Raw genomic sequence first — 21,187 nt, forward strand, 5'->3', positions numbered from 1 at the left:
TCGCAGCGCGTTTAAGTCCCGGAACTATCGGGATGAAACTGCGACTCTGTGCAGAGGAAGCCGTTTTACAACAACGACTTAAATGTGGTGCCCAGGGACGGAATCGAACCGCCGACACTGCGATTTTCAGTCGCATGCTCTACCAACTGAGCTACCTGGGCACGCCAGCGGAAACGCCGGAAGGGCCGCCTGTTAGTCCCGATTCTCGGGTGTGTCCAGCCCGCTGTGCGGATCGGGTGCGGCGGCTTCGCCGGGCAGGCGATAGCCTTCGCCCAGCCATTTGAGCAGATCACGGTCGCGGCAGCCACGGCTGCAGAAGGGGGCGTGCTCCTGCACTGGGGGATTGCTGCACAGGGGGCAGGTTTCGCGTCGCGCCATCATCGCTCCTCGGCGGTTTCGAAGTGCGCCGCGCCGCCGGTCCTGCGCGCAAGCTCGGCCCTCCAGCCGGGTTCCTGTGCCAGGCGCCGCGCGACGCGCCGGCCCACCATATGGGTAGCGGGTGGGGGTGGGGGAAGCCGTTCGATCCGGCGCAGCTCCGCCCGCGCCTCGGCACCGGCAAGGTCGGCGCGGAGAAGCTCCGGCAAGGACGGGCGCACTCGCCGCCGAACGATCTGGAGAAAGCCGAAGCCGTTCATGCTGGTGCGCTCGAACGGCTGGGGGAGCGAGGCGTCGATCGCTTCGGCGACTGCCTGGCGCGCTGCCTTGCCCGAAAGCGTGGGAAAGTCGATGCCGACCGAACCGGCGATGCCGTGGCGCTCCATCGCGCGCGCAACGGCATGGGCGGCGTTGACCGCAAGCGGCTCGAGCGGGGCGGGGCCGTCGACATCGAACAATGTCATTGCCGGCGTGAGCGAAAGCCGCAGCGCGCCGCCCGCGAAGGCGATCTCGCCGGTGCGGGCTTCCTCGAGCACTTCGGACCAGCCGGCCTGCTCGAGCAGGTCGGGCTCGTGCGGATGGAGGCGGCGGACCGGATGCCCGCTTGCAGTGATGCGCGCGAGAAGGTCGGGTCCGGTCAATGGAGCCGCGCTCTCGGCGGCGGGAACGGCTTTGGGCAGCTTTGCGCGGCCCGGCTCGGGGATCGCCTCGCGGACGATCCGCACCATCAGGCGCGCGCCCTGCGTAATCCCCTTGGGGAGCGGATCGCATAGCGCGTCGCCGCCGGATTCGAGCGTCACTCGCCCCGTCACTCGATCGGCGAGACGGGCGAGCGCGACCGTGCCGGTGCGCGGCCCCGTGTTCGCGAGCTCGATCCGCGCCTTCCAGATCGTGCCGCGCGCGACCAGCGCGGCGCGCGTCTCGCCGATGCCGGCTTCGTAGAGCCACTCAGCCAAATCGATAGCCGACTGCGGCGAGTAGGGCGCGCGTTTCGTAGAGGGGCAATCCGACCACGCCCGAGTGGCTGCCGGAAAGCCAGCGCACGAAGCCCTCGGCATGGCCCTGGATGGCATAGCCGCCCGCCTTGCCCATTCCCTCGCCGGTGGAGACATATTCGTCGATTTCGGCGCGGGTGAGCCGCTTGAAAGCGACCTGCGTGTCGGCGAGGCGGGTGCGGGCGCGACCGTCGAGGCCGATCAGCGTGACCGCCGAAAGGCAATGGTGGCGCCTTCCCGAGAGCAGTTCGAGCATGCGGCGCAGATCGGCTTCGTCGGCGGGCTTGCCGAGGATGCGGCGGCCGACCGCGATCGTGGTGTCACCGGCCAGCAGCACTTCGTCGGGAGCGCGGGGCACCGCCGCCGCTTTCGCTTCGGCGATGCGCAGCACATAGCGGCGCGGCAGTTCGCCGGGGAGCGGGTCCTCGTCAACTTCGGGAGCGGCGATGCGATCGGGCACGACGCCGATCCGGGCGAGCAAGTCGCGACGGCGCGGCGAGGTGGAGGCGAGAACGAGTTTCATGCCGCTGTCCCTGGAGCCTTTTCGCCTGCGGCGCCATGCCCCGGCGGCCGGTTCAGCCGCACGACGCCGAGGTCGAGGGCGATACGACCGCGCCGGGCGGCTCTCCGGTCACTTGAAGCGATAGGTGATCCGGCCCTTGGTGAGATCATAGGGCGTGAGCTCGACGAGTACTTCGTCGCCCACCAGCACGCGGATACGGTTCTTGCGCATCTTGCCGGCGGTATGGCCCAGAATCTCGTGGTCGTTCTCGAGCCGCACGCGAAACATGGCGTTGGGCAGCAGCTCCACCACCTGTCCGCGCATCTCGAGCAGTTCTTCCTTTGCCAAAGAAACCTCGTTGATGCCGATTCGAGCGCCGGAGCCTTTACTCTCGCGCGCTCGAAAAAGGAAGCCGGGCGCGACGCCGCCGCACCCGGCGGTCCCAGCGGCGATCAGGCGGGGTTGTGTTCGGCGAGGAACGCCTCGAGCGCCTCGAGGAATTCGACGCGATCTTCCTCTCGGCTCAGACCGTGATCGCCCTCTTCCTGTTCGATATAAGTGACGTCCTTTCCGGCCGCCCGCATCCGCTCGTACATCTCGCGCGACTGGCTTTCGGGAAGGCGCAGGTCCTCCTTGCCGTGAACCAGCAGCAGCGGGATGCGGATGTCGTTCACGAAATTGATCGGCGAGATGTCGCTCAGATCGGGTGCCTGCTCGGAGAGCCAGTCGGTGAAGTTGTTGCCTAGGAATCGCTTGTCGTGCGCCAGCATGCGGTTCATGTCGGACACGCCGGCGAACGAGACGGCGCAGCGGTAGAGATCCGAATCGCGCTGAGCCGCCCGCATCGCGGCATAGCCGCCATAAGAGCCGCCGACGATGCAGACGCGTCCCGCATCGGCGATTCCCTCTCCGGCAAGATGCGTGATCGCGTCGTTCAGGTCATCCTGCATCTTGCGGCCCCACTCGCCGTCGCCTGCGAGCGCGAAGGCCCGCCCATAGCCGCTCGACCCGCGATAATTGGGCTGCACGACCGCATAGCCGCGGCTGGCGAGAAACTGCGCCCACCAGTCATAGGTCTCATAGTCGCGTACGAACGGGCCGCCGTGGGGCATGACGATCAGCGGCAGGTTTTCGGAGCGGCCGCGCGGGAGCGTGAGCACCGCCTCGATCGGAAGACCGTCGCGCGCCGCGTAGCGGATCGTCGAGACCGGGTTGAGCTTGGCGAGGCGGATCGTGCGATTGTCGAACGCGATCGGCGGCATCTCTCCGGAGGCTCGATCGTAGAGGAAATAGGCGCCGGGCGAATCGGCCGCCCCGACATGGACAAGAACGCGGCCATAGTCGTTGCTGTAGCTGACGACCGTGGCAGCCCCGCCGGTCACCTTGCCGTCGACTTCCGCCTGGATCGCCGCCAGATCCTCGTCGAGCCAGCGGATTTCGGGACCTTCGTTGAGATAGCGGACGCCCAGCAGCTTGGTCTGGTCCGCATTCGTTCTGTAACCGAGGATGTCGTGCGCTGCGTCTCCATAGAGCGGCTCGCCAAGCGCCATCGTGGCCAGATCATAGCGATAGATGCGGCGGATCCCGTCTTCTCCCTCGGCAAGCGAGAGGACCGTGCCGTCCGCCAGGAAGAGATCGGGCTTGGTCACTTGCTCACGATAGGCGACCTGGCGGTCGATGATGTCGCGGAATCCGTCGCGATCGCTGTCCCGGTAAATCGCGCGGTACTTGCCGTCGATGTTGCCGATCCCGACGCGGACGTCGCCGTCCCCGTCGGTGATCCAGGTGAAGATGCCTTCGCGCCCGTCCGTAATCAGCTTGCTGCGCCCGGTCGAAACGTTCGGGCCAGAAACCGGGCTCGCGCAGATATTCCGCGCGCTGCATCGACATGCGGACGCGCGGCGTGCCGTCGTTCGCCACCCAGATCACATCGTCGGCGTAGCGGCCGACCTGACGCGATCGGGTGAGCAGCGGCACGGTCTCGCTGCCGTCGGCTTTGATGCCGACCGCGCGGGTGATGTACGAAATTCCCGAGCGGCCGAACGGCGCATCGCCTCCGACGCCGGCGACGAGCCAATCCTCGTTGACCCATCGGATCCACAGCAGATCGTTCTCGCCGAGCGGGATCAGCGAGGGCGATCCTTCGCCGATCGGAACGATGCCGAGGAACTGCTCGCCTCGCACGGCGATCCGGCCGACGATCTTGTTGCCGCTGGGGGAGAGTTGCGGCGCCTCGAGCGCCGGCAGTGCCGCGAAGTCGGCCGCGCTGAACTGGCTGCCGGCCTGTGCCACCGCAGGCGACGCGGCGAGCGTCATCGGCAGCGCAGCGGCAAGCGCCGCCGCAACAAAACAGTGAATTTTCATAATGTGCCCCAAAATGATGTGGACAGGCTATGGTCGCCTGTCAGCATCCACAAGCCAAAAAAAGGACCCGCCCGGCGTCGCCGGACGGGTTCATCACGCCCGTGATATTGCGGGCTATCAGCCCCCGGCGGCCGCCAGTGCCGCGAGGAGCAGCAGCGCGACGATGTTGGTGATCTTGATCATCGGGTTCACTGCGGGACCGGCGGTGTCCTTGTAGGGATCGCCGACGGTGTCGCCGGTCACCGCGGCCTTGTGCGCCTCGGAGCCCTTGCCGCCGTGATTGCCGTCCTCGATGTACTTCTTGGCATTGTCCCAGGCGCCGCCGCCCGAGGTCATCGAGATCGCGACGAACAGCCCCGAGACGATCACGCCCAGCAGCAGCGCGCCAACCGCGGCGAAGCCCTGGCTGCGGCCGTATTCGGCGGCGCTTCCATAGGCGACCGGCAGCGGATCGGGCGCTCCGGCAGCCGCGACCGCCATCACCGCGAAATAGACGACGATCGGCGCCAGCACCGGCAGCAGCGAAGGAAGGATCATCTCCTTGATCGCCGCCCGGGTGACGATGTCGACCGTGCGACCGTAATTGGGACGGCTGGTGCCTTCCATGATGCCGGGATTGTCGCGGAACTGCGTGCGGACGTCTTCGACCACATGCCCCGCCGCGCGGCCCACCGCGGTCATGCCGAACGCGCCGAACAGATAAGGGAGCAGTGCACCGAGCAACAGTCCGACGATGACATAGGGGTTGGAGAGCGAGAAATCGACGGCGCTGGTCAGCCCCAGCTCGACCGAGAAATGGTCGAGATCAGTGGTATAGGCGCCGAACAGCACGAGCGCGGCGAGGCCCGCGGAGCCGATCGCATAGCCCTTGGTCACTGCCTTGGTGGTGTTGCCCACCGCGTCGAGTGCGTCGGTGCGGTGGCGCACGTCGTCGGGAAGCCCCGCCATCTCGGCGATGCCGCCGGCATTGTCGGTCACCGGGCCATAGGCATCGAGCGCGACGACCATTCCGGTGAGCGCCAGCAGCGAGGTGGCGGCGAAGGCGATGCCGATGATGCCTGCGATCTGATAGGCGGCGATCACCGCGACGACGATCACCAGCGTGGGCAGCGCGGTCGCCTCGAGGCTGATCGCGAGACCCTGGATCACGTTGGTGCCGTGGCCGGTCTCGGACGCCTTGGCGATCGACTTGACCGGACGATAGGCGGTGCCGGTGTAATATTCGGTGATCCACACCAACAAGCCGGTGACGAGCAGGCCGATCATCATACAGGCGAACAGCCCCCAGCCGGTGAAGCTCGGGCCGATCGCGAGCCCCGCGTCGATGCCCTCGACCAGCGCGAGGTCGACGGGGACTTCGTCCATGCCGACCCCGCCGCCGATCACGGCGGAAAGATCGCCGAGCGTCGCCTGGGTGACCGCCCAGATCGCCGGGACCGAGAGGATCGCGGTGGTGAGAAAGCCCTTGTAGAGCGCGCCCATGATCGACTCCCTGCGGCCAAGCCGGACCGCATAGGTGCCGATGATCGAGGTCAGAATGCAGACGCCGCCGACGATCAGCGGCAGGCTCATCAGCGCCAGCAGCCGATCCGGCGCAAGGCCCTGTACCAGCAGCGCGATCGACACCATGGTGATGCCGAGCGTGACGACATAGGTTTCGAACAGATCGGCGGCCATGCCCGCGCAATCGCCGACATTGTCGCCGACATTGTCGGCGATGACGGCGGGGTTGCGGGGGTCATCCTCGGGAATGCCGGCCTCCACCTTGCCGACCAGATCGGCGCCGACATCGGCTGCCTTGGTGAAGATGCCGCCGCCCAGCCGCGCGAAGATCGAGATCAGCGATGCGCCGAAGGCAAGCGCGGTGAGCCCTTCGACCACCGGCCGCCCGTTGGGCGCATGGCCGGCGACGCCGACGAGATACCAGAAGAGCAGCGCGATCGAGAGCAGGCCGAGCCCTGCGACGAGCATCCCGGTGACTGCGCCCGAGCGAAAGGCAAGCGTGAGCCCGCCCTGCAGCGAGCCCCGCGCCGCCTCGGCAGTACGCACGTTCGCGCGCACCGAGATGTTCATGCCGACGAAGCCGGCAACGCCCGACAGGATCGCGCCGAGAAGGAAGCCGACCGTGGAAAGCAGGCCGAGCGTGAAGAAGAGGATGATGGCGACGATCACGCCGACGACCGCGATGGTGCGGTATTGCCGGCCGAGATAGGCCTTGGCGCCTTCCTGAATTGCCGCGGCGATGTCCTGCATCTTCGCGTCGCCCGCGGGTGCTTTCAGAACCTGTCGGCTGGTAACGAATCCATAGACGACGGCGATCACGCCGCAGACGATGGCGAGATAGACGATCTCCATATCGCGTGCATCCTTCCCCTGTGTGGCACGGGTCCGGTCTGCGCCGGCTCCTGCGCGTTTGTTGAAGCTAACAGGGTGCGGCGCGAGCGCAAGCGTGGCGCAGCAGGTCAGCCGTGCTGGAAGCCGAGCTGCACTGGAAGCGGAACGGCTTCGCCGCCGTCGGTGAGGACAAGGCCCGCTCCCGGAGCGAAGCTGCCGACGCGTGCGGCGGGCACCGGCGGCTGGGGATCGCCGGGCAGGGCAAAGAGGAGTTCATAATCGTCGCCCGCGGTCGCGGCGGCGAGGCGGGATTCGCGCGTGTCGCCGCGATGGGCGACGTAGCCTGCCGAGAGTGGAATGGTCGCCAGATCGACCGTCACGGCGAGGCCGCTCGCTTCCGCCATGCGCCGCGCGTCGATCAGGAGCCCGTCGGAAACGTCCATCATCGCATGGACGTGCGGCGCAAGCGTGGCGCCTTCCGCCATGCGGGGCTCGGGACGGCGATAGCGTGCGAGCAGCGTCGCCGGCCCCGCCTCGCCGCGCGCGATCGCCAGACCCGCGCCGGCGTCTCCCATCGTGCCGGTTACCCATAGCGAATCGCCGGGCCGGGCACCCGAACGCGCAGGGGCGCGGGCGCTACGGCCCAGTGCGGTGAGCGCGAAGGTGCGCGGCGCGCCGGACGGCACCGACACCGTATCGCCGCCCAGCAGCGGACAGGCGAAGTGGCGCAGCGCCGCATCGAGCCCGGCGAGAAACGCGCGGTCCCAATCGGCATCGGGCGCAAGCGGATGACCGAGGAGCACGCCTTCGGGCGCCGCGCCCTTGGCCGCGAGATCGGAGAGATTCACGGCGAGCAGCTTCCAGGCCACGTCCTCTGGGGCATCTTCCGCGAGAAAATGGATTCCCTCGACGATCAGATCGGTGGTGAGCACCAGGTCGCCCAGCACCGCCGTGTCGTCGACGAGTCCGCGTGCGGCGGGATGAAGCGGAAGGCTGCGAAGCGCAGCGATCAGATCGGCTTCGCTCAGCCCTCGCCGCCGCGGCGGCGGCGGCGCGGCGAGCAGCCAGCTGCGGATTGCGCTCGCCAGGTTGGGCGGATCGTCGGCGACGATGCGCAGCTGGTCGATCGCGGCGACGAGTGCGCTCAGCGGCAGCGCACGCGCGGCAGCCGCCGCTTCGAGCGCGGACCAGAAGACGGGTTCGAGGCTGATCGACGTCGGGTGGCCGGCGATGGTGATCGAGCGCTTGACCGGACCCGTGAAGCCGCCGGGAAGCACGGGGAGGGAAGCGCTCATGATCCTCCTCCGCGCGGAGGAGGGGCTGCGTCAATCCTCATCGAAAAGGCTGGCGAGCTGCTCGATCATCGTGCCGGCCAGCTGCTCGGCATCCATGATCGTCACCGCCTTCTGGTAATAGCGGGTGACGTCATGCCCGATGCCGATCGCGACCAGCTCGACCGGCGATCGGCCCTCGATCCAGCCGATCACCTGGCGCAGGTGGCGTTCGAGATAGCTGCCCGAATTGACCGACAGCGTCGAATCGTCGACCGGCGCGCCATCGGAGATCACCATCAGCACCTTGCGCTCTTCGGGTCGGCCGATCAGCCGGTTGTGCGCCCAGAGCAGCGCCTCGCCGTCGATATTCTCCTTGAGCAGCCCTTCGCGCATCATGAGGCCGAGCGATTTCTTGGCGCGGCGCCACGGTTCGTCGGCCTGTTTGTAGACGATGTGGCGCAGATCATTGAGGCGGCCGGGCTGCGGCGGGCGACCTTCGGCGAGCCACTTCTCGCGGCTCTGGCCGCCCTTCCAGGCGCGGGTGGTGAAGCCCAGTATCTCGGTCTTCACGCCGACGCGCTCCAGCGTGCGGGCGAGGATGTCGGCGCTGATCGCCGCGATCGAGATCGGACGGCCGCGCATCGATCCCGAGTTGTCGATCAGGATGGTGACGACCGTGTCGCGGAAATCGGTGTCGCGTTCGACCTTGTAGGAAAGCGACTGCATCGGATTGACGACGACGCGCGCCAGACGCGCGGCATCGAGCAGCCCTTCCTCCTGATCGAAGTCCCAGCTCCGGCTCTGTTGCGCCATCAGCCGGCGCTGGAGCCGATTGGCGAGCTTGGTCACTACCCCCTGGAGATGAACGAGCTGCTGATCGAGATAGGAGCGCAGCCGCTCCAGCTCTTCGTCATCGCACAATTCGGTCGCCGCGATCACTTCGTCGAACTGGCTGGTGAACGCCCGATATTCGAACTGGGGGGGCAGATCGGACCAGGGGCGATTGGGGCGGACCGGCATCATGCCTTCCTCGCCGTCATCGCCCGGCTCGCCCTCGGCGTCGTCCATGGACTCGTCCTGGCGCTGCTCGCCTTCGGCGTCCTCGTTCTCGCCCTCGCTCTGCTCGCCGCGCGCCTCGACTTCGCCTTCGCCGCTTTGGGACTGCTCCTCGCCTTGCTCTTCGTTCTGGTCTTCGCCGTCCTCGGTACCTTCGTCGTCGCTGCCGCCCTCGTCCTGGTCGTCGGGCAGCATGTCGCCTTCGGTCAGCTCGAGGTCGGCGAGCAGCTTCGACACGAACTGCGCGAAATTGGCCTGATCGTCGATCGCCAGCGGCAGCGCGTCGAGATCGCTGCCCGCCTTTTCCTCGATCCAGTCGCGGACCAGCGCGAGCCCCGGCGCGGCACTTGCGGGCGCGGCCCGGCCGGTGAGCCGCTCGCGCACCATCAGCCCGATGGCGGTGGACAGCGGCACTTCGTCCCGGCTGCGGGCGCGAGCGATGGGATCGGACCGCAGCCGTAGCGTGAGCGAATGCTCCAGATTGTCGGCGATGCCGGCGTAGCCACGCGAGCCCAGCGCCTCGACCCGCGCGGTCTCCACCGCGTCGAACACGGCGCGGGCGACGGCTTCCTTGGGTGCGCCGCGCTGGTGCAGCGTGCTGTCATGATGGCGGCGGCGCAGCGCAAAACCGTCGGCGAAGCCGCGCGCTTCGGCGATCTGCTCGCGCGGCAGCGTTCGGCTGGGCAGCGGCACCTTCATGCTCTTGCCCGATTGCGACGGCGCATCCGCCGTGAAGCTCAGTTCGACCTCGGCGTCCTGCGCAAGCGCGCGCGCCGCGCCGCCGAGCACGCCGCGCAGCCGATCGATGGGAGAGTCGGTGGCCATGGGATCGTGTTTGCGGGGAGCGGGGGCAAGGATGCAAGGGCGGATTCGCCGCAGCGTCGCCGGAACGGCCGGAACCGGCGGCGGTCAGCGCCTCAGCCGGCGGCGCAGCGCAGCGTGGATGACATCCATCAGGCTGGGTCGCCGAACCGCCGGCAGCGGCGCGGCTGCGGCGGCAGGAGCATCCTCGAGCCGCTCGGCGACGATCTGCTTAAGATAGGCGAACTCGTCGCCATAGATCGGTCCGCCCTCGCCGCCGCGTGCGGTCCAGCGCTTCGGGTCGAGCGAGTCGCCGCTCATGCCGCGCCGACGACGCTTTCCGGCAGATCCTTGCCGAACACGCGCTGATAATATTCGGCGACCAGCGCGCGCTCTGCCTCGTCGCATTTGTTGAGAAACGAGAGGCGGAAGGCAAAGCCGACGTCGCCGAAGATCAGCGCGTTCTGTGCCCAGGTGATGACCGTGCGGGGCGACATGACGGTCGAGATGTCGCCGTTGACGAAGCCCTTCCGCGTGAGGTCCGCCACGCGGACCATATTCTCGACTGTCTCCTTGCCGCCCGGCTTGTCATATTCGCCCGACTTGGCGAGCACGATCTGCGCCTCGGTGGCGGCGGGCAGATAGTTGAGCGTTACGACGATGTTCCAGCGGTCCATCTGACCCTGGTTGATCTGCTGCGTGCCGTGATAAAGCCCGCTGGTGTCGCCCAGCCCCACCGTGTTGGCGGTGGCGAACAGGCGGAAATACGGGTTCGGGCGGATCACGCGATTCTGGTCGAGCAGCGTCAGCTTGCCCTCGGTTTCCAGCACGCGCTGGATCACGAACATCACGTCCGGGCGGCCCGCGTCATATTCGTCGAAGACCAGCGCGGTCGGCGTCTGAAGCGCCCACGGGAGCAGCCCCTCGCGGAATTCGGTAACCTGCACGCCATCCTTCAGCACGATCGCGTCCCGGCCGATCAGGTCTATGCGGCTGATGTGCGCGTCGAGGTTGATGCGGATGCACGGCCAGTTTAGCCGCGCCGCCACCTGCTCGATGTGAGTCGACTTGCCGGTGCCGTGATAGCCCTGGATCATCACGCGGCGGTTGTGCGCGAAGCCCGCCAGGATCGCGAGGGTGGTGTCGGGATCGAAGACATAGGCCGGGTCGAGATCGGGAACGCGCTCGTCCGCCTCGCTGAAGGCGGGGCATTCCATGTCGCTGTCGATCCCGAACAGATCGCGCACCTTCACCATCTTGTCGGGAGCGTCGAGGATCGTGGTCTCCCGGCTGTCGGGCTGGGTGTTGGGGATATCGGTCATGCGGATGGGCTCGATCTGAAGATGTCGCCACTCACCTAGGCGCTGGCGCAGCGCACCGCAACGCACTGCGCTCAATCGGTGACGAAGTGCGGCAGCGCGAAGCAATCGACGAAGCGCTGCGCCAGCGCGCGGTCGCCGGTGACCTTGACCAGGCCGGCGGCCTCGGTCGCCGCCAGCGGCGCCGGCCCGTAGAACACCGGCCGCAGCCCGGCGGTGTCGCCTTCGAAAACGAGAGTTGCGCCATCGGGCGTCGCGCGCCGCGCGTCGAGCCGGCCATTCGCGATCGCCGCGCGAAACGGCTCGCCGCCGATCAGGAAGCCGATTTCGCCATCCAACTGCTCGCCGAGCGCGGCGCCGCGCACCGGATCCATCATCGTGCGCAGCGAAAGCATCATCGCGGTGTTGCTGAGCGGCAGCGTCACGTCGTGCGTGGGGGAGCCCGCCGCCCAGCGGCTCAGCGCGAAGATCGGTTCCTCCAGCGCATAGCCCCAGCGCGTCAGCTCGTAGACCTGCGCGTTCGCCGGCGAAGGCAGCGCGCGGCGGCGCAGAATGCCGGCGCGCGCCAGCCCCTCCAGCCGCTGGGTGAGGACGTTCGCACTCAGCCCCGGCAGCGCGCCGCGTATCTCGCCGAACCGCCGCGGCCCGAGCAGCAGCTCGCGCACGATCAGCATCGCCCAGCGCTCGCCGACCAGGTCCATCGCGAGCGCGGTGCCGCATGCGTCTTGGTACCAGCGACGCATCTTGTTCAAATCGTTGAAAGTTATCTTTTGTGACTCCATGGTTGCTTTTTGTAACTATCACGTGCAGAAAGTGCAAGGCGCGCGATTCGCGGCGCAGGAGAGCGATATGTCCTTCCAGGCCTATCTGACCAACATCGAGGCCAAGACCGGCAAGAGCCCCGCGGACTTTCGCGCCTATGCCGAGGAGAAGGACTGGCTTGCCGACGGCGCGCTCCGCCGCGACCTGAAGGCGGGAACGGTCGTCGCCGACCTGAAGGAGCAGTTCGGGCTGGGGCACGGCCACGCCATGGCGATCGTCGCGCTGCTGAAGGGCGCGAAGCGGGAAGGCGAGGCCTGAACATCGAGCCGTGGGAGCAAGGCGGTGGACACGCTCACGACCTGCATCTGGTACGACGGCGCGGCCGAGGAAGCCGCCCGCTTCTATACCGCGCTGCTTCCCGACAGTCGGGTCATTCGCGTGCTGCGTACTCCCGCGCAAACGCCCTCGGCCCAGCCGGGCGACGTGCTCGTCGTCGAATGGGAAATGGCGGGGCAGCGGTTCATCGGCCTCAACGGCGGCGCTTCCTATCCGCAGACTCAGGCGGTGAGCTTCGTGATTCACACCGACGCGCAGGAGGAAACCGACCGGCTGTGGGCGGCAATCACCGGCGACGGCGGCGAGGAAGGCATGTGCGGTTGGTGCAAGGATCGTTGGGGCGTGAACTGGCAGGTGACGCCCCGGCGGCTGATGGAGCTCGTCTTCGACAATGACGATCCCGAGAGCGCCCGCCGCGCGATGGAGGCGATGATGCCGATGCGCAAGATCGACATCGCCGCGATCGAGGCCGCCGCGACGGCCGAAGGAGCGCAGCGATGAGCGTGGAGATCACCGGCTTCAACTGGGTGCCCGACTTCGCAAGAGGCTATGTCCGCGACTTGCGGCCGCGCTGGGCATGCGAGGAGATCGGGCTGCCCTATGCAATGCGGCTGATGCACCCGATGGATCGGCCCGCCGAGTATCGTAAGGAGCAGCCCTGGCTGCAGGTGCCGGCGCTGCGCGACGGCGACGTCCGGCTCTTCGAAAGCGGCGCGATCCTGCTGCATCTGGGCGAGAAGGACGAACGGCTGCTGCCGCGCGATCCCGTGGCGCGGGCGCGGGCGACCGCCTGGCTGTTCGCCGCCTTCAGCAGCGTCGAGCCCTGGATGATGCAGATAGGCGAGGTCGAGCTGTTCTCGAACGGCGCGCAATGGGCCGAGCTGCGCCGCACCAGCCTGATCGAGAGTTGCGGCGAGCGCCTTGATCGCTTGGCCGAGGCGCTGGGGAATCGCGATTGGCTCGCCGGCACCTTCAGCATCGCCGACATCGCGATGGTCACCGTGCTGCGCGACGATTGCGGCACTGGCGTGGTCACCGACCGCCCGGTGCTGGCCGCCTATGTCGAGCGCGGCACCGCCCGCCCCGCATTCCGCCGCGCGCTCGACGCGCAGCTTGCCGATTTCACGGCGCACGCGCCGAAAGCCGCCTGAACGAGGAGAGAGAAGATGCCCTATGTCGATGGCTATGTGCTGCCGGTGAAGCACGCAAAGAAGGACGCCTATGTCGCGATGGCGAAGAAGGCCGCGCCGATCTTCCACGAATATGGCGCGCTGCACGTGATGGAAGCCTGGGGCAGCGACATCCCCAAGGGCGAGACGACCGATTTCTTCATGGCGGTGAAGGCGCAGGAGGACGAGAATGTTGTCTTTTCCTGGATCATCTGGCCCGACAAGGCGACTCGCGACGCCGGGTGGGAAAAGATGATGAAGGACGAGCGGATGCAGCCCGACGGCGAAATGCCGTTCGACGGCAAGCGCATGTTCTGGGGCGGATTCGAGCCGGTGGTCGACACGCGCGCCTGACCCCGCCCGCAAGGAGAACGACATGTCCGAGCATCACGGCAGCTTCATCTGGTACGAGCTGATGACCGCCGATCCGGCGCGCGCCGCCGCTTTCTACCAGGCGGTTCATGGCTGGGAAACCAAGTCCAGCGGCGTAGGGGCGGTGGAGTATCACGAGATCACCGCCGCCGATGGGGCGGCCGTGGGCGGCATGCTGGCGCTGACCGACGAGATGATCGCCGGCGGGGCCGCACCGGGCTGGTTCGGCTATGTGTGCGTCGACGATGTCGATGCCGAGCTTGCGGCGCTGAAGGCTGCCGGTGGTGCCGGGCTGATGGACCAGACGGTGCCGGGCGTCGGGCGGATGGCACTGGTCGCCGATCCGCAGGGCATTCCGATCTATCTGATGGCGCCGCAGCCGCCGGAGGGCGGGGCGGACGCGGTATCAACCGCCTTCTCGGCCGATCCCGGGGCGGTCGGGCATGTCGCCTGGAACGAACTCACCACGCCCGATCCTGCGGGCGCCAAGGCCTGGTATCTCGAACGCTTCGGCTGGCGCCACGGCGGGGCGATGCCGATGCCGGGGCTGGGCGAATATGAGTTCTTCCGGCGCGGCGACGTGCCGCTCGGCGCGATCATGCCCCGGCCGGAGGGCCAGCGCGCGGGCTGGACCTTCTATTGGCGCACCGGCGATATCGACGCGGCGAAAGCGCGGGTCGAGGCGGCGGGCGGGACACCGCTGCACGACATCCAGCAGGTGCCGGGCGGCGACTATGTGCTGACCTGCACCGATCCCGAGGGCGCGGTGTTCGGGCTGGTCGGCTCGCGCGGCTGAGGCGGCGGCGATGCGGCTCGAACTCTACGCCCATCCCTTCTCCTCCTACTGCCAGAAGGTGTTGATCGCGCTGCGGGAGAAGCAGGTCGACTTCACCTATCTGCATCTCGAGGAAGGCGACAACGGCGCTCGGGTGAAGGCGCTCTGGCCGATCGGCAAGTTCCCCGTGCTGCTTGCGGACGGGGCGCCGATCTTCGAAACCGATGCCATTGTCGAATATCTCGATCGCCGTTTCCCTTCCCCGCGCCTGATCCCACCGGACGATGACGAAGCGGTCGAGATGCGGACGATGAACAGCGTGTTCGACAGCTGGGTGATGCAGCCGATGTCCGCGATCGTCGCGACCGCGCTGCGCGGCGAAGAGATTGCGACGAGCCCCGGCGTGGCTGCGGCGCGCGCAAGCCTCGAAAATGTCTATAGGTGGCTCGACGCACGGCTCGAGGGGCGCAGCTGGGCGATCGGGAACGCGTTCACCCTCGCCGACTGTACTGCCGCCCCCGCGCTCTTCTACGCATCCGATCCCGGCGGAGCTGGCCACGCTGCGCGGCTATCGCGGCCGATTGCTCTCGCGCGCCAGCATCGCGCGCGCCGTGGACGAAGGGCGCCGCTATCGCCACTATTTCCGGCTCGATATGCCCGAGCCCGCCGAACCATTGGAGCGTCCCGAATGAACAACGCGAACGAACTCAGCATCACTCGGCTGATCGACGCGCCGCCCGAAACCGTGTGGCGTGTCTGGACCGAGCGCACCGAGGAATGGTTCTGCCCCAGGCCGTGGCGAGTCGAGATCCTGGAGCAGGACCTGCGCCCCGGCGGGCGATCGGCGATGATCATGCGCGGGCCGAACGGCGAGGAGAATGCGCTGGAGGGCGTGTTCCTGGAAGTGGTTCCGAACGCGCGGATCGTTTCGACCGACGCCTTCACCGCTGGTTGGGAGCCGCAGGGCCCGTTCATGGTGGCGGTCACCACCTTCGAGGAGGAGGGCGGCAAGACGCGTTACACCGCCCGCAGCCGTCACTGGACCGAGGACGCGCGGCGCCAGCACGAGGCGATGGGCTTTGCCGAAGGCTGGGGCACGGTGGCCGAACAGCTTGCGGAGCTTGCAGAGGCCGAGGCGCGGTCCGCTGCCTGACGCGATCAGGCGAAGGCGGGCGAGCCCTTGAGCTGCTGATACGCCTCGATCACGGCGCGCAGCCGCGCCTCATGCGTGCGATCGCCTCCGTTCCGATCAGGATGATACTCGCGGACGAGATCGCTGTAGCGCCGCCGCAGCGCCGTGCGGTCGGCATCCGCCTCAAGCCCCAGCACGTCGAGCGCGTGACGATCGCGGCCCGACAGCGGCTTGCCGTCCTTGCGCCCGGCCTGCGCGCGCATCCGCTCGCCGAAGCGCGCGCCGATCGCGTCGAGCGGGTCGGCGAAGTCGGCCCAGCGCGGCGGGCGGTCGGCCCCGCCGGTCGACGCGAAGGCGCGCGTCTCGCGCTCCCATCCGGCAAGCGGGCGCTGCGCATCGTGAATCTCGTCCGGGCTCATCCCGGCGAAATAATTATATCCCGAATTGAATTCGCGAACATGATCGAGGCACAGCCAGCGGTAGCGGCCAGGGCCTTCGCCACCGCCGCGCGGCGGCGCGACGGGCGCGCGGAATTCCCCGGCTTCCTCGCAGCCGGGCTTCGCGCACATGCGGCCCGCCGCTTCCACACGACCGTGAAAGCGGGCATTCGGACGATCTTTTCTCGGCTGGTTCCGCGCCACTCTACTCCCTCGCGCAAACGCCCTATATAGGCGCGATGCCGAACGCGAAAACCGAGCCGCTCGCCGAAACGATCGCCGCCCGCCTCACCGCCGCGCTCGATCCGGCGCATCTGCATGTCTCCAACGACAGCGCGAAGCATCGCGGCCATGCCGGCGACGACGGCAGCGGCGAAAGCCATTTCAGCGTCGCAGTGACGAGCGCCGCCTTCGAAGGCAAATCGCGCGTCGAACGGCAGCGGCTGGTGAACCGCGCGCTCGCCGACCTGCTCGAGACGCGAATCCACGCGCTCGCCATCCGCGCCAGGACGCCGGGCGAGGCCGATGGCGTATAATCTCTGGTATTGGCCGGAGATTCAGGGGCGCGGCGAATTCGTGCGGCTCGCACTGGAAGCAGCGGGGGTGCCCTATCGCGACTGCGCGCGCGAACTGGGCGCCGAGGCGCTGATCGCCGACATGAAGCGCTACGACCGCGCGCCCTTCGCGCCGCCCTATCTGGAGATCGAAGGCCTTGCGATCGCGCAGGTCGCCGCGATCCTGCTGTGGCTCGGCGAACGGCACGAGCTTGCGCCGTCCAACATGGCCGACCGCATGTGGCTGCATCAGCTCCAGCTCACCATCGCCGACTTCGTCGCCGAGACGCACCAGGTGCATCATCCCGTCGGCGTCGGACTCTATTATGAGGACCAGAAGGCCGAGGCCGCGCGCTTCGCTCGCGAATTCCGCGACGAGCGGATGCCGAAGTTCCTCGGCTATCTCGAGGAAGCGGCGGCCTGCAATCCGGGCGACTGGCTGATCGACCATCGCTTCACCTACGTCGATTCCTCGCTGTTCCAGCTGATCGAGGGGCTGCGCTACATGTTCCCCAGGCGCATGGCCGCGCTGGAGCCCCAGCTGCCGCGCCTGATGGCGATCCACGGGCTCGTGCGCGACGTACCGGGTATCCGAGCCTATCTGGCCAGCGATCGTCGCCTGCCGTTCAACGAGGACGGCATCTTCCGTCACTATCCGGAGCTCGATGCAGCATGAGCGATACGCCCGACGACCCGGTGATCCAGACGATCACGCCGACCACGCACGATCTGGGCGGCTTCAAGGTACACCGGACGCTGCCGTCGCGGCCGCGAACGATGGTGGGGCCGTTCGTGTTCTTCGACCAGATGGGCCCCGCCGATCTGGCGCCGGGCAACGGGATCGACGTGCGCCCGCATCCGCACATCAATCTGGCGACCGTCACCTATCTGTACGACGGCGCGCTCGATCACCGCGATTCGCTGGGCACCTGCGCGCGCATCCGGCCCGGCGCGGTGAATCTGATGACCGCCGGACGCGGCATCGTCCATTCCGAGCGGTCGCCGGGCGACCAGCGGAGCGGCGCGCCTTTCTCCGGCATTCAGACGTGGCTGGCGCTGCCCGAGGCGCAGGAAGAGATCGACCCGGCGTTCGAGCATGTCGAAGCCGACGCGTTGCCGGTGATCCGCGGAGAGGACGCCAAGGCGCGGGTGATCATGGGATCGCTCTGGGGCGTCACCGCGCCGACGACGACCTATGCCGGCACCATCTATGCCGACATCGTGCTCGAGCCGGGCGGCAGCGTTCCGATCGATCCGGCGGCCGAGGAGCGGGCGCTCTATTGCGGATTGGGCGATGCGACGCTCGACGATGTGCCGCTTTCCCCCATGAAGCTTTATGTCATCCGTCCGGGCGTCGCGGCGACGCTGCGTTCAAGCGCCGGCGGGCGCGTGATGCTGTGCGGCGGCGACGCATTCGCCACGCCGCGCCACGTCTGGTGGAACTTCGTCTCGTCGAGCCGCGACCGGATCGAGACGGCCAAGGAAGACTGGAGGGCGGGGCGCTTCCCGAAGGTGCCCGACGACGCCGAGGAGTGGATCCCCATTCCCGAAGTGCCGAAAACCGTGAGCTATCCGTAAGGTCCATCAATGGAGGGGAACATGGCCGATTTCGAGATGCAGCGCGTCGCCTTGCCGACCGGGGTCGAGCTCGACGTGGCGGTGGCGGGAAAGCGGGACGCCGAGCCGATCATTCTGCTCCACGGCTTTCCCGAATCGCACCGGACGTGGCGCCACCAGATTCCTGCGCTCGCAACCGACCATTTCGTGCTCGCGCCCGATCAGCGCGGCTTCGCGCGCTCGTCCAAGCCCGAAGGCGTGGAGAATTACAGCCCCGACAAGCCGGTCGCCGACTTGCTGGCGCTGGCAGATCACTTCGGCATCGGGCGCTTCACGCTGGTGGGGCACGACTGGGGCGGCGCGATCGCCTGGATGGCGGCGCTGCAGCATCCCGATCGGGTGGCGCGCCTCATCATCGTGAACGCGCCGCATCCGGCGATCTTCCAGAAGACGGTGATCGAAGATCCCGGCCAGCGCGCGGCGAGCCAGTATATCCGCACTTTCCGCGATCCCAATCTGGAGACGATGCTCGAAGCGATGGGGCTGGAGAAATTCTTCGACACCACCTTCGCGCGCCACATCAGCTCGGAGATCGCGCCCAAAGAGCGTGCCGCCTATCTCGACGAATGGCGCCAGCCGGGCGCGATGACCGCGATGCTCAACTGGTATCGCGCGAGCCTGATCGAAGTGCCGCCAGTCGATGCCAAGGTCGACAAGCCGACGTTTACGATGCCGCCGCTGCCGAAGGTTTCGATGCCGACGCTGGTGATCTGGGGAATGAAGGACAGCGCGCTGCTGCCCTGCCAGCTCGACGGGCTGGACGAACAGGTGAACGACCTCACGATCGCGCGGATCGAAGACGCGGGCCATTTCGTCCCTTGGGAAAAACCGGATTCCGTAACGACCGCAATGCGGGCATGGTTAGCGAGTCATTGAACGCGGCCGTTTCGTGCGGGCGTGTTCTTGCGGTGATGGCGGGTGAGAAGGGGCGGCAGTGATCCGAAGCGTACCGAGCCTGACCGTGCGTGAGGAGCCGACCCGGCGGGTGGCGCTCGCCACCGGTGTCGAACTGAACGTCGCGTGCCTGGGCAATCCCAGCGCGCCGCCGCTGATCCTCCTTCACGGCTTTCCCGAATCGCATCGCACCTGGCGCCACCAGATGCTGGCGCTCGCCATCAACCATTATGTGATCGCGCCCGACCAGCGCGGATTCGGCGAATCCTCGCGGCCCGAAGGCGTCTCCAACTATGCGCCGCAACTGTTGATGGCGGATGTGGTGGCGCTGGCGGATGCGCTTGGCGTCGAGACGTTCACGCTGATCGGGCACGATTGGGGCGGTGCCCTCGCCTGGGGGGCGGCGCTGCGCTATCCGCGGCGCGTGCGGCGGCTGGCGCTGCTCAATGCGCCGCATCCGCAGATCCTGCAACGCACCCTGTTCGACGACATGGGGCAGCGCAGGGCGAGCCAGTTCATCCGCACCTTCCGCGGGTTCGCGGTCGATCGCGATCCGGATGCGGGCGAACTGGAGCAGTTCTTCTGGAGCCTGTTCGTCGAGCATCTGAAGGCGCGGGTGCCCGCCCACGAGCGCGAGCTCTATATCCGGCAGTGGAGCCAGCCCGGCGCGATGACCGCGATGACCAACTGGTATCGCGCCGCCGATCTCATCGTTCCCACGATGGAGGAGACGCCCGAGCGGCCCGAGTGGATCGACGCGCCCTTCCCGATGGTCTCACAGCCCACGATCCTGCTTTGGGGGATGCGTAACGCCGGGCTGCTGCCGGTGCTGCTCGAGGGACTCGAGACGCTGGTGGCCGATCTGCAGATCGTGCGGATGGATGCCGGCCATTTCCTTCCCTGGGAAGCGCCGCAGGCAGTGAGCCGAACCCTTGCGGCGTGGCTGGCGCGAACGCCCGTGAAGCCGCCGCTGGTCTAGCGCCGCGCCCGGCGGATTCGTTCAGAGCGTTTCCACCCACAGCCCATGGGCGTGGGCGATGGCGCGCATGCGGTCCTCGCCGCCACCGGGCCAGTGGCGCAGCCAGAGTTCCTGCCGTGCGAGGCCGCGATCGGGCTCCATGCGGACCCATGCAAGCGGGCGCTCAGCGATCGCGCACGCCCCCGCGGCCTCCATTGCGGCGCGGATCCGGCGCTGCCCCTCGACCGGAAGATATTGCCAGACGACCGAATGCATCAGCACGCGAGTCACACCCCGCGCCTGCGGCTCGTCGAGGCGCGCCTCGACCCAGTCGGCGGCGTCGGCCGCGGCGAGATCGACGGGTCGCGAGCGGAGCATTGCGAATGCCGCTTCCATGCGTGCGTGACGCTCGGGATTGTCGGCCCAGATATACGCCATCAGGCGGCGGCGCGTCTCGGCGTCACTCGTGTCGAGCGGGCGAAGGTCGCAGCCGCGTACCGAGACGATGTCGATCGGCACTTGCGGTGGCGGCGCCCCGCGCCATTCGGGCCGGATCAGCACCGGCGCGTCGGCCGGCCCCGCGTTCGTGCCGCCAAGATCGAAGCGATAGCGATCGATCAGCAGGTTGAGGCCCGCGCTCGAGCCGATCTCGAGCAGTTCGAGCTTCGGCCCGAAGCGCCGTGCGAGTTCGAGCAGCCCCGTCATGAGCACGGCGGATCGGCCCGGCTCGTTGGTCTGCGGCGGACCGTCGAGCCATGGCAGCAGCGCGGCGTCGTGCACGATCAGCGCGTCGGCGAGAATCAGCGCCACGGCGTCCATTCCCGTCACTTCGCCGGCGAACACCCGCGACAGATCCGGAGCGGCGCCCGCCTGATCGAGCGCGTGAAGGCCGCCGATCAGGCGCAGCGGGAGCGCGTCCGCGGTCGGGTCGCCGGGCCAGTCGAGCACCCGTGCACCGGTGCGGCTCTCGCGCGTCAGGCTGTCGGCGAGCGCGCCTGCGATGCGCCCGGTGATCGGCGCCGAATGCGCATCGCAATAGGCGCGCTGGATCAAAAAGGCTTCGCGGACGGCCCAGGGATCGGCCATGATGCTCCTCTGGCGGCACAGCGGATGCGTGACCCGCACCGAGGCCTTGTTGCGCCGCCGTCGCCCCCCAAGTAA

The 21,187-nt window shown here is 67.8% G+C and carries 25 protein-coding genes, 1 tRNA gene and 2 pseudogenes; 12 read left to right on the plus strand and 16 right to left on the minus strand.

Going from position 1 to position 21,187, the window contains the following annotated elements; all coding sequences use genetic code 11:
• Positions 1-85: 85 nt before the first annotated feature.
• The 14 genes and pseudogenes from ACQ450_RS13450 to ACQ450_RS13515 all read right to left on the minus strand — a co-directional run bounded on the left by ACQ450_RS13450 (position 86) and on the right by ACQ450_RS13515 (position 11,763).
• Positions 86-161: transfer RNA gene (locus ACQ450_RS13450), tRNA-Phe, on the minus strand.
• Positions 162-192: 31 nt separating this feature from the next.
• Entirely contained in the window at positions 193-378 is a 186-nt protein-coding gene (locus ACQ450_RS13455; protein ID WP_188054222.1) for a DNA gyrase inhibitor YacG, read from the minus strand.
• Entirely contained in the window at positions 378-1,331 is a 954-nt protein-coding gene (locus tag ACQ450_RS13460) for a ribonuclease (protein ID WP_431469651.1), read from the minus strand. Before ACQ450_RS13460 ends, ACQ450_RS13455 begins: the two co-directional genes overlap by 1 nt.
• On the minus strand, positions 1,324-1,893 hold the full coding sequence (locus ACQ450_RS13465) for a Maf family protein (protein ID WP_431469652.1): 570 nt from the start codon (positions 1,891-1,893) through the stop codon (positions 1,324-1,326). The genes ACQ450_RS13460 and ACQ450_RS13465 overlap by 8 nt, the downstream gene beginning before the upstream one ends.
• A 108-nt stretch (positions 1,894-2,001) precedes the next feature.
• On the minus strand, positions 2,002-2,220 hold the full coding sequence (gene infA, locus ACQ450_RS13470) for a translation initiation factor IF-1 (RefSeq protein ID WP_003049127.1): 219 nt from the start codon (positions 2,218-2,220) through the stop codon (positions 2,002-2,004).
• Between the two features lie 104 nt (positions 2,221-2,324).
• Entirely contained in the window at positions 2,325-3,521 is a 1,197-nt protein-coding gene (locus ACQ450_RS13475; protein WP_431469653.1) for an alpha/beta hydrolase family protein, read from the minus strand.
• 4 nt (positions 3,522-3,525) lie between these two features.
• Positions 3,526-4,188 (minus strand): hypothetical protein, encoded by a 663-nt coding sequence (locus ACQ450_RS13480; RefSeq protein ID WP_431469654.1) that lies wholly within the window; start codon positions 4,186-4,188, stop codon positions 3,526-3,528.
• A 165-nt stretch (positions 4,189-4,353) separates the two neighbouring features.
• Positions 4,354-6,591: a sodium-translocating pyrophosphatase gene (locus ACQ450_RS13485; protein ID WP_431469655.1), complete on the minus strand. Its 2,238-nt coding sequence runs from the start codon at positions 6,589-6,591 to the stop codon at positions 4,354-4,356.
• Between the two features lie 107 nt (positions 6,592-6,698).
• Positions 6,699-7,598: a thiamine-phosphate kinase gene (gene thiL, locus ACQ450_RS13490; RefSeq protein ID WP_431471231.1), complete on the minus strand. Its 900-nt coding sequence runs from the start codon at positions 7,596-7,598 to the stop codon at positions 6,699-6,701.
• A gap of 27 nt (positions 7,599-7,625) precedes the next feature.
• Positions 7,626-7,865 (minus strand): annotated as a pseudogene (locus tag ACQ450_RS13495) (ribbon-helix-helix domain-containing protein); the annotation flags it as partial.
• A 30-nt stretch (positions 7,866-7,895) separates the two neighbouring features.
• Positions 7,896-9,725, minus strand: coding sequence for a cobaltochelatase subunit CobT (cobT, locus tag ACQ450_RS13500; protein WP_431469656.1), 1,830 nt, complete (start codon positions 9,723-9,725; stop codon positions 7,896-7,898).
• Between the two features lie 84 nt (positions 9,726-9,809).
• Positions 9,810-10,022: a hypothetical protein gene (locus ACQ450_RS13505; RefSeq protein ID WP_431469657.1), complete on the minus strand. Its 213-nt coding sequence runs from the start codon at positions 10,020-10,022 to the stop codon at positions 9,810-9,812.
• Positions 10,019-11,023, minus strand: coding sequence for a cobaltochelatase subunit CobS (gene cobS, locus ACQ450_RS13510; RefSeq protein WP_188054230.1), 1,005 nt, complete (start codon positions 11,021-11,023; stop codon positions 10,019-10,021). Before cobS ends, ACQ450_RS13505 begins: the two co-directional genes overlap by 4 nt.
• Before the next feature lie 71 nt (positions 11,024-11,094).
• Complete coding sequence (locus tag ACQ450_RS13515; protein ID WP_431471232.1) at positions 11,095-11,763, minus strand: winged helix-turn-helix transcriptional regulator; 669 nt, start codon at positions 11,761-11,763, stop codon at positions 11,095-11,097.
• A 106-nt stretch (positions 11,764-11,869) separates the two neighbouring features.
• On the opposite strand from ACQ450_RS13515, the gene ACQ450_RS13520 reads away from it, so the two are divergent.
• The 7 genes and pseudogenes from ACQ450_RS13520 to ACQ450_RS13550 all read left to right on the plus strand — a co-directional run bounded on the left by ACQ450_RS13520 (position 11,870) and on the right by ACQ450_RS13550 (position 15,587).
• Positions 11,870-12,100 carry a DUF4287 domain-containing protein gene (locus tag ACQ450_RS13520; RefSeq protein WP_188054232.1) on the plus strand — a complete coding sequence of 77 codons (231 nt, stop codon included), beginning with the start codon at positions 11,870-11,872 and terminating at the stop codon, positions 12,098-12,100.
• 24 nt (positions 12,101-12,124) lie between these two features.
• Positions 12,125-12,619 carry a VOC family protein gene (locus ACQ450_RS13525; RefSeq protein WP_431469658.1) on the plus strand — a complete coding sequence of 165 codons (495 nt, stop codon included), beginning with the start codon at positions 12,125-12,127 and terminating at the stop codon, positions 12,617-12,619.
• Entirely contained in the window at positions 12,616-13,269 is a 654-nt protein-coding gene (locus tag ACQ450_RS13530) for a glutathione S-transferase family protein (protein ID WP_431469659.1), read from the plus strand. Before ACQ450_RS13525 ends, ACQ450_RS13530 begins: the two co-directional genes overlap by 4 nt.
• Positions 13,270-13,284: 15 nt before the next feature.
• Positions 13,285-13,641, plus strand: a complete 357-nt coding sequence (locus tag ACQ450_RS13535; protein ID WP_431469660.1) for a DUF1428 domain-containing protein — start codon at positions 13,285-13,287, stop codon at positions 13,639-13,641.
• A 22-nt stretch (positions 13,642-13,663) separates the two neighbouring features.
• The gene (locus tag ACQ450_RS13540; RefSeq protein WP_431469661.1) at positions 13,664-14,455 is read left to right on the plus strand and encodes a VOC family protein; all 792 of its coding nucleotides are present in this window, start codon (positions 13,664-13,666) and stop codon (positions 14,453-14,455) included.
• A 10-nt stretch (positions 14,456-14,465) separates the two neighbouring features.
• Positions 14,466-14,933: pseudogene (locus tag ACQ450_RS13545) on the plus strand (glutathione S-transferase family protein); the annotation flags it as partial.
• Positions 14,934-15,122: 189 nt separating this feature from the next.
• Positions 15,123-15,587, plus strand: a complete 465-nt coding sequence (locus ACQ450_RS13550; RefSeq protein WP_431471233.1) for an SRPBCC family protein — start codon at positions 15,123-15,125, stop codon at positions 15,585-15,587.
• Between the two features lie 5 nt (positions 15,588-15,592).
• On the opposite strand, the gene ACQ450_RS13555 is transcribed toward ACQ450_RS13550, so the two are convergent.
• Positions 15,593-16,135: a J domain-containing protein gene (locus ACQ450_RS13555; RefSeq protein ID WP_431469662.1), complete on the minus strand. Its 543-nt coding sequence runs from the start codon at positions 16,133-16,135 to the stop codon at positions 15,593-15,595.
• A gap of 107 nt (positions 16,136-16,242) precedes the next feature.
• Between ACQ450_RS13555 and ACQ450_RS13560 the strand changes: the two genes are divergently transcribed.
• Genes ACQ450_RS13560 through ACQ450_RS13580 form a run of 5 tightly spaced genes read left to right on the plus strand, consistent with a single transcriptional unit; the run spans position 16,243 to position 20,047 of the window.
• Positions 16,243-16,539 (plus strand): BolA family protein, encoded by a 297-nt coding sequence (locus ACQ450_RS13560; protein WP_431469663.1) that lies wholly within the window; start codon positions 16,243-16,245, stop codon positions 16,537-16,539.
• Complete coding sequence (locus ACQ450_RS13565; protein ID WP_431469664.1) at positions 16,529-17,233, plus strand: glutathione S-transferase; 705 nt, start codon at positions 16,529-16,531, stop codon at positions 17,231-17,233. Before ACQ450_RS13560 ends, ACQ450_RS13565 begins: the two co-directional genes overlap by 11 nt.
• Complete coding sequence (locus ACQ450_RS13570; protein ID WP_431469665.1) at positions 17,230-18,135, plus strand: pirin family protein; 906 nt, start codon at positions 17,230-17,232, stop codon at positions 18,133-18,135. The genes ACQ450_RS13565 and ACQ450_RS13570 overlap by 4 nt, the downstream gene beginning before the upstream one ends.
• Before the next feature lie 21 nt (positions 18,136-18,156).
• Positions 18,157-19,050 carry an alpha/beta fold hydrolase gene (locus ACQ450_RS13575; RefSeq protein WP_431469666.1) on the plus strand — a complete coding sequence of 298 codons (894 nt, stop codon included), beginning with the start codon at positions 18,157-18,159 and terminating at the stop codon, positions 19,048-19,050.
• A 58-nt stretch (positions 19,051-19,108) separates the two neighbouring features.
• Positions 19,109-20,047, plus strand: coding sequence for an alpha/beta fold hydrolase (locus tag ACQ450_RS13580; RefSeq protein ID WP_431469667.1), 939 nt, complete (start codon positions 19,109-19,111; stop codon positions 20,045-20,047).
• A gap of 21 nt (positions 20,048-20,068) precedes the next feature.
• Here the strand turns inward: ACQ450_RS13580 and ACQ450_RS13585 are convergent, their stop codons facing one another.
• Positions 20,069-21,112: a DUF2332 domain-containing protein gene (locus tag ACQ450_RS13585; RefSeq protein WP_431469668.1), complete on the minus strand. Its 1,044-nt coding sequence runs from the start codon at positions 21,110-21,112 to the stop codon at positions 20,069-20,071.
• Positions 21,113-21,187 lie beyond the last annotated feature (75 nt).

This window comes from Sphingosinithalassobacter sp. LHW66-3, assembly GCF_050703275.1.
Taxonomy (GTDB): Bacteria; Pseudomonadota; Alphaproteobacteria; order Sphingomonadales; family Sphingomonadaceae; genus Sphingomonas.